Raw genomic sequence first — 15,000 nt, forward strand, 5'->3', positions numbered from 1 at the left:
TACCACGTCACCCTCGACCTCGCCGCATAAGTCACCGCTTCAACCAAGACCCATCCCACGCCGCTTCGCGCCGCGGGATGCTGCCGCGTATCTGGTCACGGTCGATTTTCGAGTTAGGCGGGCGGGATGAGGCGGCCACCGGTCCAGGCCAGGCCCATGCCGGCCGCGAGCAGCAGCAGCGCGCCGATGGTGGGGAACGGCTGGACCGCGTACGAGCCGGCGCCGATGGACACCGCGGCCAGCATCAGCAGCACACCGTCGGCCGGGTTGACCAGGCGGCTGCGGAAGACTGCCCAGCCGAGCAGCAGCCAGCCGGCGCCGAGCACGGCCGCGCCGACCATCGCCGCGGTGTGCATGTCGCCGCCGGTCAGGGTGCTGCCGTCCGGCGCGACGCCGGCGGGCAGGGCCGAGATGGGCAGCAGGATCGTGGCGCCGGCCAGGCCGATCAGGAGCCCGGTCAGGGCGGGGCGACGGGTACGCGAGCCGGCCAGCAACGCCGCCAGCGCGATCATCGCGATCGTGGAGCACCATCCGGCCGCGAGCCGGACGACGAGCGGGCCGGGCGGGGTGGCCACGCCGAGCCCGGACCAGCCGAGCAGCAGCGCGCTCACCGGCAGCGCCCACAGGGCCACCCGGGCGTAGCGGCGGACCGACCAGATCCACACCGCCTCGCGTACGGGCAGCAGGTGGTCGTCGGAGGTCGCGGGGGCCGGGCGCGCGGCGCCGACCCAGGCTGGTGTCACTCGGAGCGGGCGTCCGCTCGCGGTCTGCCGCTGGCTGATGCTCATGGCGCGTTCCCTCGCTCGGGTCACGGCCGAGCGGCTCGGGGGCACCGTCGGTGGGTCCTCTGCGGACAGCCTCGCAGACGATCTGATATTCCGACGTGAAACCCCCGAAAAGGGACACAAGTTTCCGGTGGGGCGGCCGGTGAGGGCCGCGGTTGTCCGGTGGGGCGGCCGTCACCGGCCGCCCCATCAGAGGATCAGGCGCGTTCCTGCTGCTGTGCGCCGTTGTAGTCGGCGCCGCCGAGCGCCGCCGACGGCGGGACCGGGTCGGGAGCCGGGAGGCTCTTGGGCGCGTTCTGGTCGCCGGAGACCTGAGCCTCGGCCTCCCGCACCTGCCGGCCGACCGCTGCCGCCTCGGCCGCCGCGGCCTCCGCCGCTTCGACCGCCTCGCGCTCGACCGCGCCCGAGTCGATGTTCTCGGTGGGCTTGTCGTTGGCCATGTTGGCCAGCCCGCCGAGCGCGCCGCCCAGACCGTCCAGGGCCTTGGTCAGCTCGGTCGGCACGATCCAGACCTTGTTCGCCGTGCCGTTGGCGATCTGCGGCAGGGCCTGAAGGTATTGGTAGGCCAGCACCTTCTGCGACGGGTTCGAGGTGTGGATCGCGTCGAAGACCATCCGGATCGCCTTGGCCTGACCCTCGGCCTGGAGGATCCGGGCCTGCCGGTCACCGTCGGCGCGGAGCACCTGGGACTGCTTCTCACCCTCGGCGGTCAGGATCGACGCCTGCTTGTGGCCCTCGGCGTTCAGGATGGTCGCGCGGCGCTCCCGCTCGGCGCGCATCTGCTTCTCCATCGAGTCGCGGATGCTCGGCGGCGGCTCGATCGCCTTGATCTCGACCCGGGTCACCTTGATGCCCCAGCGACCGGTGGTCTCGTCGAGCACGCTGGACAGGTGCCGGTTGATCTCCTCGCGGCTGGTCAGGGCCCGCTCCAGGTCGAGCGAGCCGATCACGTTACGCAAGGTGGTGACGGTGAGCTGCTCGATGGCCTGCAGGAAGTTGTTGATCTCGTACGTGGCCCGTACCGGGTCGACCACCTTGAAGTAGAGGACCGTGTCGATCGAGACCACCAGGTTGTCGGACGTGATGACCGGCTGCGGCGGGAAGCTGACCACCTGCTCGCGCATGTCCACCTTGCTGCGGACCGCGTCGACGAACGGCACGAGCAGGTTGAGTCCGGGCGACAGGGTCCGCTTGTACTTGCCCAGCCGTTCCACCACGTCCATCCGCTGCTGCGGCACGATCCGCACCGACCGGATGAGCGTGATGACGGCGAACAACGCGATGATGAAAATGAGAATGCCGACGACAGCGTCCATAGCGCCCCTCAGATATCTGGCATGTCATCGCGCCACACGATGGCCGTGGCGCCGGTGACCTTGACGACCCGGACCCGCTGGCCGGGTTGGTATTTCTCGGTGTGGTCCATGACGCGGGCCTGCCACAGCTCCCCGTCGATCTTGACCAGACCGTGCTCGGTGTCGACTTCCTCGAGCACGGTCGCCCGGGAGCCGGCGATGGCCTCCACCCCGATCGGGGTCTCGCCGGACTCCAGTGCGGACCGCTGATGTCGCATGATGATCGGCCGGACCGCCCCCACCGACAGGGCCGAGACGACCGCGAAGACGATCGCCTGGACCAGCACCGGCGCGCCGAGCGCGGCCGCGCCCGCGGCGGCCAGAGCGCCCACCGCGAAGAAGATGATCAAGAACGTCGCCGTGAAGGCCTCACCGATCGCTAGCGCGATGGCGAGGACCACCCAGAGCACGGCTTCCATACCTGAATCGTGACACGTCTACGCACGGACTGCGCATCCACCTCATGCCCGAAGACGCACCTCGAGGCTCAGACCGTCCAGCCGAATCTCAGCTTCGCCGGTCAGCTCTCTCCACTGGGCGACGGTGCGGGCCCGGCGCCGCAGCCAGCTCAGCGTCAACCGGGTGAGCGCCGAGTTCACGGCGCTCAGTCCCATCGCGGCGACCTCGGCGGCGATGTCGGCCCGGGTCGCTTCGGAGTTGAGGTCCTGGATCACGGCCAGACCGCCGGGCCGCAGCACGCGGCGCATCTCGTTCAGCGCGGCCGTCGGGTCAAGGAAGTTCTTGAACGCGGCCTGGCAGACGACCAGGTCGAACGAGCCGTCGCCGAACGGCATCGCGGTGGCGTCCCCCGGCCGGAAGTCCACATCAACGCCGGCCCGGACCGCCGTCTCGCGCGCGATCTCGACCATCGTGTGGCTGATGTCGAGCCCGGTCACCGGGTGACCCAGGCGGGCCAGTTCGACGGCGTGGTAGCCCGGACCGGGCGCCACCTCGAGCACGGTCGCGCCCGGCGCCTCGGCCGACAGCTTCGACGCCGACCGGCGGTAGGCCGACATCTGTGGCGCGCTCCCGCGCTGTTTGGCGTACCACCGCGCGGAGCGGCCTTCCATCTCGGGAACCCGTAGCTTCATCACTTGTCCTCCAGCAGCGCCCGGAACTCCGGCGGCGCCTCACCGCCGGATTCGTGCCAGGCCTGCCAGTCGGCCAGTCCCGGCAACGTCTTGTCGCGGAGCTCGCCCAGCAGCCCGCGCACCCACTCGGCCTCGGCGGCACGGACCGCGAGGCCGAACTCCTCCTCGATCAGGAACAGCCGCGGCACCGTCGCGGCGTCGATCTCGAGCGTCGACCGGCGGACCGTGATCTCGCGGTCGAGCGCGGCCAGGCGCACCTCGAGCAGCGCGGCGGCCTCGGCCGGGCTGAGCACGCCGAGCACGGACAGCGCCGCGGCGAACCGGGGCCGGTCCTCGGCCGGGTCGCTGACCAGCTCGGTCATCCAGTCGTGCAGCTCGGTGCGGCCGGCGTCGGTGATCGTGTAGCGGGTGCGCTCGGGGCGGCGGCCGGCCCGGCCGGTCTCGACCGGCTCGATCAGCTCGTGCTTGGCCAGGTTGCCGACCACCGTGTAGAGCGAGCCCCACTTGATGGCCATGTCGTGCTCCTTGCCGGTGCGGCGGAGCACGGTCGCCATCTCGTACGGATGCATCGGCTCGCCCGGCGACAACAGCGCGAGCAGCGCCAACGCCGTCAGATTGCCCACCTTGCGCGTCTTCTTCGCCACCGAGATCCTTATCCGCCGCCGAATACTCGTCTCCGAGTATACGCACGAATCTCCGTAGCCAGAACGGGCCGAGGCAGTTAGACATGGAAATCCCGACCGAAAGGCCACCCGTGACCCTGCTGCCGGAATCCGTGCGACGTGTCTCCGAGATCACCGCTGCCGCGCAGTCCTCGGGCCGGGTGCCGTCGGTCGCCCTGGGCGTGGTCCGCGACCGGGCCGTGCTCCACTTCGCGGCGGCCGGCGAACATCCGCGGCCCGACCCGAAGACGCAGTACCGGCTCGGGTCGATCACCAAGACGTTCACCGCGACGATGATCATGCAGCTGCGCGACGAGGGGTCCTTCGCGCTCGACGACCTGCTCTACCGGCACCTCCCGGGCACCCCGGTCGGCGGCATCACCCTGCGCCAGCTGCTCGGGCACGTCTCGGGCCTGCAGCGCGAGCCGGACGGCCCGTGGTGGGAGCGCAACGACGGCGGCACCGTCGAGCAGCTGCTGGCCGGGCTGGCGCCGGAGAAGCTGTCCGGCCGCCCGTACCGGGCGTTCCACTACTCCAACCTGGCCTACGGGCTGCTCGGCGCCGTGCTCGAGAAGGTCGCCGGCGAGTCGTGGGCCACCCTGGTCGGCAAGCGGGTGCTCGATCCGCTGGGGATGAAGCGGACCACCTACGCGCCGGTGGAGCCGTTCGCCCGCGGCTACGTCGTCGACCCGGTGCACGGAACCCTGCACGAGGAGCCCCGGCCGGACGCGGGCGCGATGGCCCCCGCCGGCCAGCTCTGGTCCACGATCACCGACATGGCCAAGTGGGCGGCGTTCCTGGCCGACCCGGCGCCCGCGGTGCTGGGCCGGGAGACGGTCGACGAGATGTGCGTGCCGGTCTCCCTCTACGACCTCGAGTCGTGGACCGGCGGGCACGGGCTGGGGCCGGAGCTCTACCGGGTCGGCGAGCGGGTGTACGTCGGGCACGGCGGCTCGATGCCCGGCTACGTCGCCACCCTCGCCGTGCATCGCCGCAGCCGCCTCGGGGTGATCGCGTTCGCCAACGCCTACGGGCTGAGCCGCGGTTCGATCCAGCAGGTGGCTCTGGACGCGCTGACCGCGGTGCTCGACACCGAGCCGGAGGCCGTCAAGCCGTGGCGTCCGGCCGCCCCGCCCACCCGCGAGACGGCCGAGCTGTCCGGCCGCTGGTGGTGGATGGGCCGCGAGCTCGAGATGCGCGCCGACGGCGACGACCTGGTGATGGCCGTGCCCGGCGAGGAAGACTGGCGCTTCGTCCGCGAGGGCGGCGACCGCTGGCGCGGGGTCAGCGGCGAGCAGCTGGGTGAGATCCTCCAGGTGATCCGCGCGGTCGACGGCGCGGTCGAGGCCCTGGACATCGCCACGTTCGTCTTCCGCCGAGACCCCGCCCACCTGGCGTGACCGTGCTCCTATTTTGAGATCAAGACCGTTCTCCGGGTACGGGCACAGCACGTGCCCGTGACCCGGGAGCGGCCGCCGTCGTGGTCACCCTCCGCGTCCACCGCCGGGTTGTCCCGCGTCCACCGCTCCCGAGTTCCGCGGCAACAGTTGGCGCGGGATCGGCCGCGGCTTTCGGGCAACCCGGCGACGATGGCGCACGGTCAGACCGCAACTCCCGGCTGACCCGGCGGCGATGGCACGAGGCCGACCGCAACTCCCGACTGGCCCGGTGACGTTGACGCGGGGCCGGGCCCGACTTCCCGGTGACCCGATGACGGTGGCGCCGGGTCGGCGGCGGGTGGCGCGGCTGGGCCGGAGCGGGTCGGCATGCCGATGGCCAGGCCGGTCGCGACCAGGGCGATGCCCGCCCAGACCAGGGGGCCGGGCATCGGCTCGCCGAGGGCGACGCCGGCCGCGGCGGCCGCGATCGGGGCGACGCCGGTGAGCAGGCCGGCGCGCCCGGCGCCGAGGCTGTGGACGGCCGAGTACCAGAGCACGAACGCGCACGCGGTCACCCCGACGGCCAGATAGGCGCCGGCCAGGATCTCGGCGCCGGTCAGCGTGGTCACCGCCGACGGCCCCTCGGCGACCAGCGCGTACGCGCCGAACAGGGCCGCGGCCAGCCAGGTGGTGTGCACCGAGACACCGACCGGGCCGTGCCGGCCGAGCAGCGGAACGGCCAGCAAGGTGAACCCGGCCTCGCAGGCAAATGTGACAACCGCCCAGCCGATGCCGACCGCGTCGGCGCGGCCCGCGCCCTCCACCAGCACCGCTCCGACCGTCACCACCGCGGCGGCAGAAAGAACGCTCTTTCTCGCTCCCCCGCGGCCGCCGAGCGCGGCGAGCACGATCGGGACGCAGGCGACGGCCACGCCCAGCACGGCCGGTTCGGCGTGCTTCGAGCCCTGGACCAGCGCGATGTTGAAGAGGACGAGGCCGGCGCCGGTGACGCCGAGCAACCAGAGCCACTCGCGGCCGCGCGGCCTCTTCAGGGACCGGCCGGTGAGCCGGGCATAGCCGACCAGCAGCAGGGCCGCGGCGGCGTAGCGCAGCGACTGGATGGTGGCCAGCGGCGCGGCGGCGAGCGCCCCGGACACCGCGACGCTGCCGCCGACGAAGACCATGCCGGCGGCGCCTGAGGTGATGCCTTTTCCGTTCACACGGTTCATGCTGGTCAGGCGAATGGTCCGGGTGAAGGACCAATCAGGGCTTCGGGAGGTGGACCATTCCAGAATCGGACTTCGGCCGGCCCGCGACGGCGCAGGGCAACGGCCCCGACTTTCCGCAGCCACCGCCCGCGACGGCACCCGGCAACGGGTCGGATTTTCTGCAGCTGCGGCCCGAGACGGCGCCGGGGAAGGGGCTGACGGCGTGGCTGGCTGACGGGTTGCGGGCGGCGATCCGGGCTGGGCGGCTGGCGCCGGGTGTGCGGGTGCCGGCCAGCCGGGTGCTCGCCGCCGACCTGGGCGTCTCGCGGGGCGTGGTGGTCGAGGCGTACCAGCGGCTGCTCGACGAAGGGCTGGTCACCGCCCGGGCCGGCGCCGGCACCGTGGTCAGCACGCTGGGTGCGGCGGCGCCGCCGTCGGGGGTGACCACCGATCGGCGTACGGGGGCCGGCATCCGGCTGCCCGTGCCGGTTCCGGCGGGCATCCGCTACGACCTCTCCCCGGGCGTGCCCGACCTGTCGGCGTTCCCCCGCGCGGCCTGGTTGCGCGCCGAACGGGCGGTGCTCGACGGGTCGACCGGCTCGGATCTCGGCTACGGCGACCCGGGCGGTCATCCGGTGCTGCGCCGGGAGCTGGCCGGGTGGCTGGCGCGGAGCCGCGGGGTGCGCGCCGAGCCGGACGACGTGATCGTGGTCAGCGGCGTCGCCCAGGCGCTGGCGCTGCTCATGCAGACGTTGCGCGCGAACGGGACGACCGAGGTCGCGGTCGAGGATCCGGGGTCGCGCGGGGCGCGCGACCAGATGGTCCATTGGGGTGTGCGGCCGGTGGGGGTGCCGGTCGATGACGAGGGGGTACGGGTGGACGCGCTGCGCGCCGCCGGTGTGGACGCGGTGGTGCTCACGCCGGCCCACCAGTTCCCCACCGGGGTGGTGCTCAGCCCGGCCCGCCGCCGCGATCTGCTGGACTGGCCCGGGCTGGTGATCGAGGACGACTACGACGCCGAGCACCGGTACGACCGGGCGCCGGTCGCCGCGCTGCAGGCCTCGGCGGCGGCGCGGGTGGCGTACGCGGGAAGCACCTCGAAATCTCTCGCCCCGGGCATGCGGCTGGGCTGGCTGATCGCGCCGGCCCGGCTCCGCCCCGCGCTGCTGGCCGCCAAGCACGCCAGCGATCTGGGCAATCCCACGCTGCCCCAACTCGTGCTGGCGCGGCTGCTGGCCACCGGCGACTACGAGCGGCACCTGCGCGCCGTCCGCACCCGCCAGCGCCGCCGCCGGGACGCCCTGCTCGACGGCCTCCGTTCGCATCTCCCGTCGGCCCGGGTCACCGGCGTGGCGGCGGGCCTGCACCTCGTGGTCACCCTGCCCGGCGACACACCCGATACGGAGCTGGCCCTGGCCTGCGCCGCCGAGGGCGTGATGGTGCAGCCGCTCTCCTGGCACCGCCACGCCCCGGGCCCGCCGGGCCTGGTCCTGGGCTACGCCGCGTCCACCCCCGACCGCCTGCGCGAGGCCGCCGCCCTGATCGCCTCAGCGGCCGGCCGCCGGCAATGAGATCGCGGCAGCAGCCGGCAACCGGCAACCGGCAACCGGCAACCGGCAACCGGCAACCGGCAACGAGGGTGACCGGCAATGAGGGTGACCGCTCACGTAGCTGAAGCGAGGGCATCCGCGGCGGGAGAGCCAGGCTTCTTGATCATGGCAATCGTCGCGGCCGCCGCCCGCCTCCCCCGCCCTTGTGGGTGGGCGGAAATGTAGCCGACGGGTGTGACGGTTTCCGGCGGTTGTCCACAGGCGCGGCGAAAAGGAGGGTGACCAATTACGCAGAATGAAGGGTGGGGGGCTCTGTTCTGGCCGCCCCGCGGCCTTGGAGCCGCCCACCCGGCCTCGGCGGGAGCTGCGGTCTGTACGCCCCACCCAGGTACGACATCTGTCATCTCTTGATCTTGATCTGGGGCCGGACGATGTGACCTCGGCGGGTGCAGCGGCCTGAACCACCCACCCCGCCACAACCGGAACTTGATCTTCAGAGGTACGGCTCGGTCACGAAGTCGATCAGTCGTTCCATCGAGTTGATGAGCGGCGTCTCGACGTCCTTGTAGCTGCTGACCGAGCTGAGGATGCGGCGCCACATCTCGTAGGGCTCGCGCACCCCGACGGCGGCGCAGACGCCCTCCTTCCAGGGGCGGCCGGGCGGGATGACCGGCCACGCGCGCAGGCCGACCCGCTCGGGCTTCACGGCCTGCCAGACGTCGATGTACGGGTGACCGGTGACCAGCACGTCCGGATTCTTGACCGAGGCCACGATGCGGCTCTCCTTGGAGCCGGGCACGAGATGGTCGACCAGCACGCCCAGGCGGGCCTTCGGGCCGGGGCCGAAGTCGCGCACCGCACCGGGCAGGTCGTCGATGCCGTTCAGCGGCTCGACCACGACGCCCTCGATGCGCAGGTCGTCGCCCCAGATGCGTTCCACCAGGGCGGCGTCGTGGACGCCCTCGACCCAGATGCGGCCGGCCTTGGCCACCTGGGCCTTGACGCCGGCCACCGCGGTCGAGCCGGACGCGGTGCGGGTGTGGGCCTGCCTCGGCGGCGCGGGGGGCGGCTTGCGGAGGGTCACAGTCTGGCCTTCCAGCAGGAACGCGGCCGGCTCCAGCGGGAAGTTGCGGCGCTTGCCGTGCCGGTCCTCGAGCACCACCGCGCCGTACTCGAAACCGACCACCGCGCCGCAGAAGCCGGAGTCCACATCCTCCACCACCAGGTCACGCTCGGCGTCCACCTCGGGCACCACCTTGCGCCGCCGCCAGTTACCGGATAGCACGTCCTCCCCATACATGGGACGCACCGTAACCCGTGTCATCTAACACGCCGTATCTGACGCTCCGGCCGAGACAAGGCTGTCGGACGGCACGTACCCTTGCCGCATGTCCCCCGCAGCCAACGCGGCCACCCTCACCGCACGCCGGTCGACCCGGTTCGTGACCTGGGTGCGCGCCTGGCGGGCCGGTCTCGTTCCCTTCGACGAGCTCGACGGCGAGATCGCCGGCGACGAGGAACACCTGGTCGCCGACGCTCCCGGCACGTGGACCGACGTCCCGCTGGCCCAGGCCCTGCCCGTCTTCGCCAAGTTGCATCCGGACGAGATACGCCTCGTCCTGCCCGCGCCCGGCGACCCGCGCGGCCTGGCCGGGCCCGGCCCGCTGACCGGTGCGGCGATGCTCGCGGGCGAGGCGGTGATGACGCCGTCGTTCGGTGTGGTGCCCGAGGTCCGCACGCACACGTCCGGCTCCGGCGTCACGTTCGAGACCGTGCTGTGGCGGGTCATCCCGACCGAGTCCTACCGCCCGGGCTTCCAGATCGGCGCGGCCGAGGCCGAGCAGGAGCTGACCCAGGCGCTGACCGACGCGACCACGGCACTGACCCGGCTCGACGTCGCCCAGTGGCGGCCCGAGCTGGCCGGCGCGCTGCAGGCGTTGCGGCGCCCCGACAGCACGGCGACGCTGCCGCCGGGCTTCGACCCGCGGGCGCGCCGGGTGTTCGCCCGGGCCAGCGTGCTCGACCAGGTGCTGACGCTGGCCGAGCACAACGCGCCGGGCGGGGCGGTCAACACGTACGAGGCCCAGCAACGCGATGTGGCCCTGCGCCCGCTGACCGCCGCGTGCCGCCAGGCCCTGGTCGCCGCCTGCAACTCGCCGCTGGGCTGAGGCGTGCAAGACCGGCTCGCCCACTGCACCTTCTGCGGCGCGCGTTTCACCCCCAACCAGGCCTGGCCACGGCGCTGCGCCGCCTGCGCCGAGATCAGCTACCGCAACCCGCTGCCGGTGGCCGTGGTAGTCCAGCCGGTCGGCGACGGCCTGCTGGTGGTACGGCGCGGCATTCCGCCCGCCCGCGACCGGCTCGCCCTGCCCGGCGGTTTCATCGAGGTGGGTGAGACCTGGCAGGAGGCGGCGGTACGCGAGCTGAAGGAAGAGACCGGCATCGTCCAGGCGGCGTCGGACGTCCGGCTGTTCGAGGCGTTGAGCGCCCTGGACGGCATCCTGCTGGTCTTCGGCGAGCTCCCGCCGCTGCTGTCCCTGCCGTCCTTCGTCCCCAACGACGAGACCCTGGCGCTCGAGGTGGTTGCCGGGCCGGTGCAGCTCGGTTTCCCGCTGCACACCGAGGTGGCCGACACCTGGTTCGCGCGCCGCAACCGAGCCACTACCGGCTGACTTCTCCGGCGGATGGGTGACGCGCCGATCTTCCTGGCGCCCAGATCAACCCACCCAGGCGAAGGTGCACGGACGCACATGACCTCTCACCTGCGGCTCCGCCGCGCCTCCACCGCCCTGCTCGCCGCTCTCACCGGGGCCGGCATCGCTGCTGCGCCGGCCCAGGCCGCGGCCCCGACCGGGCGCTACATCGTGGCGCTGCACGCGTCGCTCGGGCTGAGCGCGGACTCGCTCGGCTCCGCGGCCGACCGGCTCGCCGGCGACCGGGTGGGTGACACGCTGCCCAGCGTCTCCGGGTTCACCGCCACGCTGACCGCGGGCGACGCCGCCCGGATCGCCGCCGACCCGGCCGTGGCCATGGTCGAGCCGGACCGTCGCGTACGCGTCGCCGGCACCCAGCGCGACCCCAGGTGGAACCTGGACCGCATCGACCAGCGCGCGCCGAGGCTCAGCGACACCTACACGCCGTCGAGCGCGGCCTCGGCGGTGCACGCGTACGTCATCGACACCGGCATCTGGCTGACCCACGACCAGTTCCGGGGCCGGGCCACCAGCGGGTACGACTTCGTCGACAACGACCGCGACGCCACCGACTGCGACGGGCACGGTACGCACGTGGCCGGCACCATCGGCGGCCGGACCACCGGCGTGGCCAAGGGCGTGCGGCTGGTCGCCGTGCGGGTGCTGGACTGCAACGGCGAGGGCTACACGTCGGACGTCATCAAGGGCATCGCCTGGGTCACGGCGCACGCGAAGAAGCCGGCCGTCGCCAACATGAGCCTCGGCAGCGAGCCGGACGAGCTGGTGGACCGGGCCGTCGCCAAGTCGATCGCGTCCGGTGTCACGTACGCGGTGGCGGCCGGCAACGAGGGCGCCAGCGCCTGCCTGTCATCGCCGGCCCGGGTCGCCGCCGCGATCACCGTGGGCGCCGCCAACGCGAGCGACCGCCGCGCGTCGTTCTCCAACTACGGCCGATGCGTCGACCTCTTCGCCCCCGGCGTCGGCATCGTCTCGTCCTTCCCGGGCGACTACGACGGCGACGATTCCATGTACGCCACCATGGACGGCACCTCGATGGCCAGCCCGCACGTGGCCGGCGCGGCCGCGATGCTGCTCGCCGCCACCCCGTCGCTGAGCCCGGCCAAGGTCGCGTCGCGCCTGCTCGCCGCGAGCACCCGCAACAAGATCCCCAACGCCGGCACCGGGTCGCCCAACAAGCTGCTCTTCACCACTCCCCCGCCGGCCGCCACCCGCATCGCCACCGCGACGTTGCCGGCCGCCGCCACCGGCCACGCCTACCGGCAGCAGCTCGCCCGCACGGCCAACCTGACCGGCGCCTGGACCCTGGCTTCCGGCACCATGCCGCACGGCCTGTCCCTGACCCGCGTCGGCGTCCTCTCCGGCACCCCGGCCACGGCGGGCAGCTACAAGCTGCGGGTCCGCTTCACCGACTACGTCCCGAGGGCGGTCGAGCGCACGCTCACCCTGACGGTCAAGTAGAGCCGCCGGCCGCGATCACCGGCCGGTCATGAAGCGCGCAGGGGCAGCGGGTGGCCGCCTCGCCGGCGCCGCGCGGGCGGCGGGACATCCGGCGTACGGCGATCGGCACGATGACCGGCACCCGGGTGAGCAGCTTCAGCAGGCCGTTGCGTCGTAGCTCGCCGAAGAAGGCGGTTCGGGCGATACGCAGGACGGCGACCAGAATCTTGTCCGGGCGGCGCCGGCGGACGCCGAGAACGAGCAGGTAGCCCAGGCAGAGCAGCTCTCCACGCCAGAAAGCGGTACGCCGGGCGGCGTCGAGCGCACCGGACGCGATGCCCTCGGCTTGACGCAGGTCGCCCTCGGCCGCCTTCAGCGTGGCCTCGGTGAGTTTCACCTGAAGCCAGGCCGAGCTGATGTTCGAGCCGGCCTTGACCAACCGCTGTGCCTCGGCGATGTGGTGTGCGGCCGGGTCGAGAGCGCCGGCCGCGATGAGCGGCTCGGCGATCCGGAGGTGGATGAACGCGTTCGAGCCGACCTCCTCCGGGCATCGGTCCTGGAACGCCTGGCCCGCCAGGTAGAGGTCGACCGCGGTCTGGAACTGCCGATCCACCTCGGCGATCCGCGCCAGGAAGTGGTACGCCGTGGCGATCCAGCGCGCGATCACCAGGTCGTCGGCCGATGCCTCGTACTCGCGGGCTTCGAGCAGGACCGCCCGGGCCCGGTCGACATCCTGGAACGAGGTGAACAGCGCCATCCCCTGGTAGACCAGGGAGGCGCAGCGATACTTCTGCCGGTACCGCTCCGGGGGCATTCCGGTCCGCAACCGGTCGACGGTCGCGATGACGTCGTCGTACCGGCTCACCTCCAGCTGGTAGCCGGCCAGCGTGACGATCGCCGTCGCCCATTCCTCCGAGCCCGGCGGCGCTCCCTCGACCGCCGTCCTGATCGCGTCCAGACGCTCGTCGCTCTCGATCTCGACGGATCCGAGGTACGCGGCCTTGGCGAGCCACAGCCCGGTGATGTCGGCGTGGTTGGCCCGCTGCACCTCGATGGCGCGCTCGAGCCCTTCGGCGACCTGCCGGTCGTTGGCGGGCTCACCGAGGTTCGCCGCGAGCCGGCCGAACTCCGTGAAGAACGCCGCGAGCATGTCCGCGTCGACGACGCCCGGGCGCTGGGCCATCTCGTCGACCGTGAACACGTACGTGGGGAACTCTTCCCGGATCTCGGCCGCCTTCTTGGTCCGGGCCGCCTCGATCAGGCCTTTGACGTCGTTCGTCCACCAGTCCCGGCTCCCGGTCAGCCCGCCGAGCCGGCCCTGCCAGGCCTCGGCGTCGAGAGGTCGCGTCGTCATCACGCCGAGCAGGGCCGCTGCTGGGCGCAGAAGAACTCCCGGAGCAGCGAGTGGACGGTGAAGCGCTCGTTGTTGCGTACCGACTTGACGAGCGCGAGCCCGCAGGCCATCGCCCGGGCTCGGAGGAACTCGTCATGGTCGGCGATCGTGCTGAGCCGGTAGAACTCCTCGGACGTGACGCTGGTGCCCGCCGGCCGGGCGCAGAAGACGGCCATCAGCCTGGTGACCAGAGCGACGGCCCGTTCCTGGGCGACGTCGGCGGGCAGGCCCGGGTCGCGGAGTCGCTGTTCGAGCACGTTCAGCGAATTGACGTAGCAGAACGTCCACACCGCACGGCCGAGGTCGCCGGTGACATCACGGAGCCGGCCGATCACCTCGCGGATCGGCAGTCGCTCGACCCGGGCCTGGTTGATGATGATCTGGATGAGCAGCGGTGTGCGCTCGGCGGCCCGGACCACATCCTCCAGGTCGCTCTTGCGAGGGTCGAGGGTTCGGTCGTCGGCCGCCAGGTAGCGCGCGTACTCCGTGGCGGCGTCGTGGTCAGGCCCGTCCCAGGTGCGTTCCTTCAGGCGGCCGACCCGGACTCCGGCGACGGACTCGCGCGTGGTGATCACCACCTTGTGCGGCCCCAGGATGCCGGAACCGGCCAGGTACCGGACGGCGACCTCGGCCTCCTCGGTCTCCAGGTTGTCCACGACGATGAGGCAAGGGTCGGCCGGCAGCGCGGCCGGGAGCTGTTGCTCGATGAGGATCTCGTTGAAGTCCTTGCCGGGCGCCAGCTGCTGGGCCAGATCGACCAGGATGGCGTGCCAGTCGATCTTCTCCCGTTCGGCGTCGCGTTCGAGATGGCCGACCCGGTCGATGCGGCTGAACTTCGCGGTGACGCTCGCGACCCGGTGGAAGCCGGCCGCCTCCGCGTGCCGCCGGACCAGCTCGTAGGCGAGGGCGGTCTTGCCGACGCCGGCCGCACCGAAGATCGAGATGATCGAGGCGCCATCCGGGTTCCGGAGGCTCTCACCCAGGTGTCCGAGCTCCTCGTCGACACCGAACAGCCGCTCGTGGTCGACGTTGGTGACATCGCGGAGCCGGAGCAGGTCATCGGCGAGCGGCGACCGCCCGGGAGCCGGCGGAGCAGGTGGCGGCTGCTTCGGCGCGGCGCGCGGCCCACGATCGCGGAGCGCCACCACGAGGCTGGCGACGGCGACGAGGAGACCGGCCCCGGTGAGCACGGCCGACGTGACGCTGGCGACCTGGTCGGCCCGCTCCAAGGTGATCACGCCGACGCCGAGCACGCACAGGCCGAGCACCGCCAAGGTGGCGCCGACGATGAGCAGATGCCACCACTTCGGCTGCTTCACGACCTCAATGTAGGGGCGGAGCGGTGCCTGACGGCCGTACCGGGCGGTGATCGTTTTGGGTCAGGCCGACCGTACCTCGAAGGCGGACCGAAAGCGGGCTTGCGATC

The 15,000-nt window shown here is 72.4% G+C and carries 14 protein-coding genes; 5 read left to right on the forward strand and 9 right to left on the reverse strand.

The features are described 5' to 3' along the window. Positions 1 to 113: 113 nt before the first annotated feature. From AB0O15_RS29810 to AB0O15_RS29830, 5 genes are all read right to left on the reverse strand, one after another. Positions 114 to 788, reverse strand: coding sequence for a hypothetical protein (locus tag AB0O15_RS29810; protein ID WP_364324921.1), 675 nt, complete (start codon positions 786 to 788; stop codon positions 114 to 116). Positions 789 to 982: 194 nt separating this feature from the next. Continuing rightward, positions 983 to 2,101: an SPFH domain-containing protein gene (locus AB0O15_RS29815; protein WP_364324924.1), complete on the reverse strand. Its 1,119-nt coding sequence runs from the start codon at positions 2,099 to 2,101 to the stop codon at positions 983 to 985. An 8-nt stretch (positions 2,102 to 2,109) separates the two neighbouring features. Beyond that, the gene (locus AB0O15_RS29820; RefSeq protein WP_364324927.1) at positions 2,110 to 2,559 is read right to left on the reverse strand and encodes an NfeD family protein; all 450 of its coding nucleotides are present in this window, start codon (positions 2,557 to 2,559) and stop codon (positions 2,110 to 2,112) included. Positions 2,560 to 2,601: 42 nt separating this feature from the next. Continuing rightward, positions 2,602 to 3,231, reverse strand: a complete 630-nt coding sequence (locus AB0O15_RS29825) for a class I SAM-dependent methyltransferase (protein WP_364324930.1) — start codon at positions 3,229 to 3,231, stop codon at positions 2,602 to 2,604. Further along, positions 3,231 to 3,875, reverse strand: a complete 645-nt coding sequence (locus tag AB0O15_RS29830; protein WP_364324933.1) for a PadR family transcriptional regulator — start codon at positions 3,873 to 3,875, stop codon at positions 3,231 to 3,233. The genes AB0O15_RS29825 and AB0O15_RS29830 overlap by 1 nt, the downstream gene beginning before the upstream one ends. A gap of 110 nt (positions 3,876 to 3,985) precedes the next feature. Between AB0O15_RS29830 and AB0O15_RS29835 the strand changes: the two genes are divergently transcribed. Next, on the forward strand, positions 3,986 to 5,293 hold the full coding sequence (locus AB0O15_RS29835; protein WP_364325517.1) for a serine hydrolase domain-containing protein: 1,308 nt from the start codon (positions 3,986 to 3,988) through the stop codon (positions 5,291 to 5,293). A gap of 200 nt (positions 5,294 to 5,493) precedes the next feature. Here the strand turns inward: AB0O15_RS29835 and AB0O15_RS29840 are convergent, their stop codons facing one another. Then, entirely contained in the window at positions 5,494 to 6,501 is a 1,008-nt protein-coding gene (locus AB0O15_RS29840) for a DMT family transporter (protein WP_364324936.1), read from the reverse strand. A 218-nt stretch (positions 6,502 to 6,719) separates the two neighbouring features. Between AB0O15_RS29840 and AB0O15_RS29845 the strand changes: the two genes are divergently transcribed. Beyond that, positions 6,720 to 8,051 carry a PLP-dependent aminotransferase family protein gene (locus AB0O15_RS29845; protein ID WP_364324939.1) on the forward strand — a complete coding sequence of 444 codons (1,332 nt, stop codon included), beginning with the start codon at positions 6,720 to 6,722 and terminating at the stop codon, positions 8,049 to 8,051. Between the two features lie 472 nt (positions 8,052 to 8,523). On the opposite strand, the gene AB0O15_RS29850 is transcribed toward AB0O15_RS29845, so the two are convergent. Beyond that, the gene (locus AB0O15_RS29850; protein WP_364324942.1) at positions 8,524 to 9,330 is read right to left on the reverse strand and encodes a DUF3097 domain-containing protein; all 807 of its coding nucleotides are present in this window, start codon (positions 9,328 to 9,330) and stop codon (positions 8,524 to 8,526) included. An 88-nt stretch (positions 9,331 to 9,418) separates the two neighbouring features. Between AB0O15_RS29850 and AB0O15_RS29855 the strand changes: the two genes are divergently transcribed. The 3 genes from AB0O15_RS29855 to AB0O15_RS29865 all read left to right on the forward strand — a co-directional run bounded on the left by AB0O15_RS29855 (position 9,419) and on the right by AB0O15_RS29865 (position 12,202). Further along, complete coding sequence (locus AB0O15_RS29855; protein ID WP_364324945.1) at positions 9,419 to 10,198, forward strand: hypothetical protein; 780 nt, start codon at positions 9,419 to 9,421, stop codon at positions 10,196 to 10,198. A 3-nt stretch (positions 10,199 to 10,201) separates the two neighbouring features. Beyond that, positions 10,202 to 10,702 (forward strand): NUDIX domain-containing protein, encoded by a 501-nt coding sequence (locus AB0O15_RS29860; RefSeq protein WP_364324948.1) that lies wholly within the window; start codon positions 10,202 to 10,204, stop codon positions 10,700 to 10,702. Between the two features lie 78 nt (positions 10,703 to 10,780). Beyond that, the gene (locus tag AB0O15_RS29865; protein WP_364324951.1) at positions 10,781 to 12,202 is read left to right on the forward strand and encodes a S8 family serine peptidase; all 1,422 of its coding nucleotides are present in this window, start codon (positions 10,781 to 10,783) and stop codon (positions 12,200 to 12,202) included. Here AB0O15_RS29865 and AB0O15_RS29870 read toward each other — a convergent pair. Together AB0O15_RS29870 and AB0O15_RS29875 are read right to left on the reverse strand one after the other, a co-directional pair. Then, the gene (locus tag AB0O15_RS29870; protein ID WP_364324954.1) at positions 12,195 to 13,535 is read right to left on the reverse strand and encodes a hypothetical protein; all 1,341 of its coding nucleotides are present in this window, start codon (positions 13,533 to 13,535) and stop codon (positions 12,195 to 12,197) included. The two genes, AB0O15_RS29865 and AB0O15_RS29870, sit on opposite strands and share 8 nt — an antisense overlap. Beyond that, complete coding sequence (locus AB0O15_RS29875) at positions 13,535 to 14,893, reverse strand: AAA family ATPase (protein ID WP_364324957.1); 1,359 nt, start codon at positions 14,891 to 14,893, stop codon at positions 13,535 to 13,537. The genes AB0O15_RS29870 and AB0O15_RS29875 overlap by 1 nt, the downstream gene beginning before the upstream one ends. Positions 14,894 to 15,000 lie beyond the last annotated feature (107 nt).

Origin of the sequence: Actinoplanes sp. NPDC089786, assembly GCF_040684855.1 — a bacterium.
Lineage (GTDB): Bacteria > Actinomycetota > Actinomycetes > Mycobacteriales > Micromonosporaceae > Actinoplanes.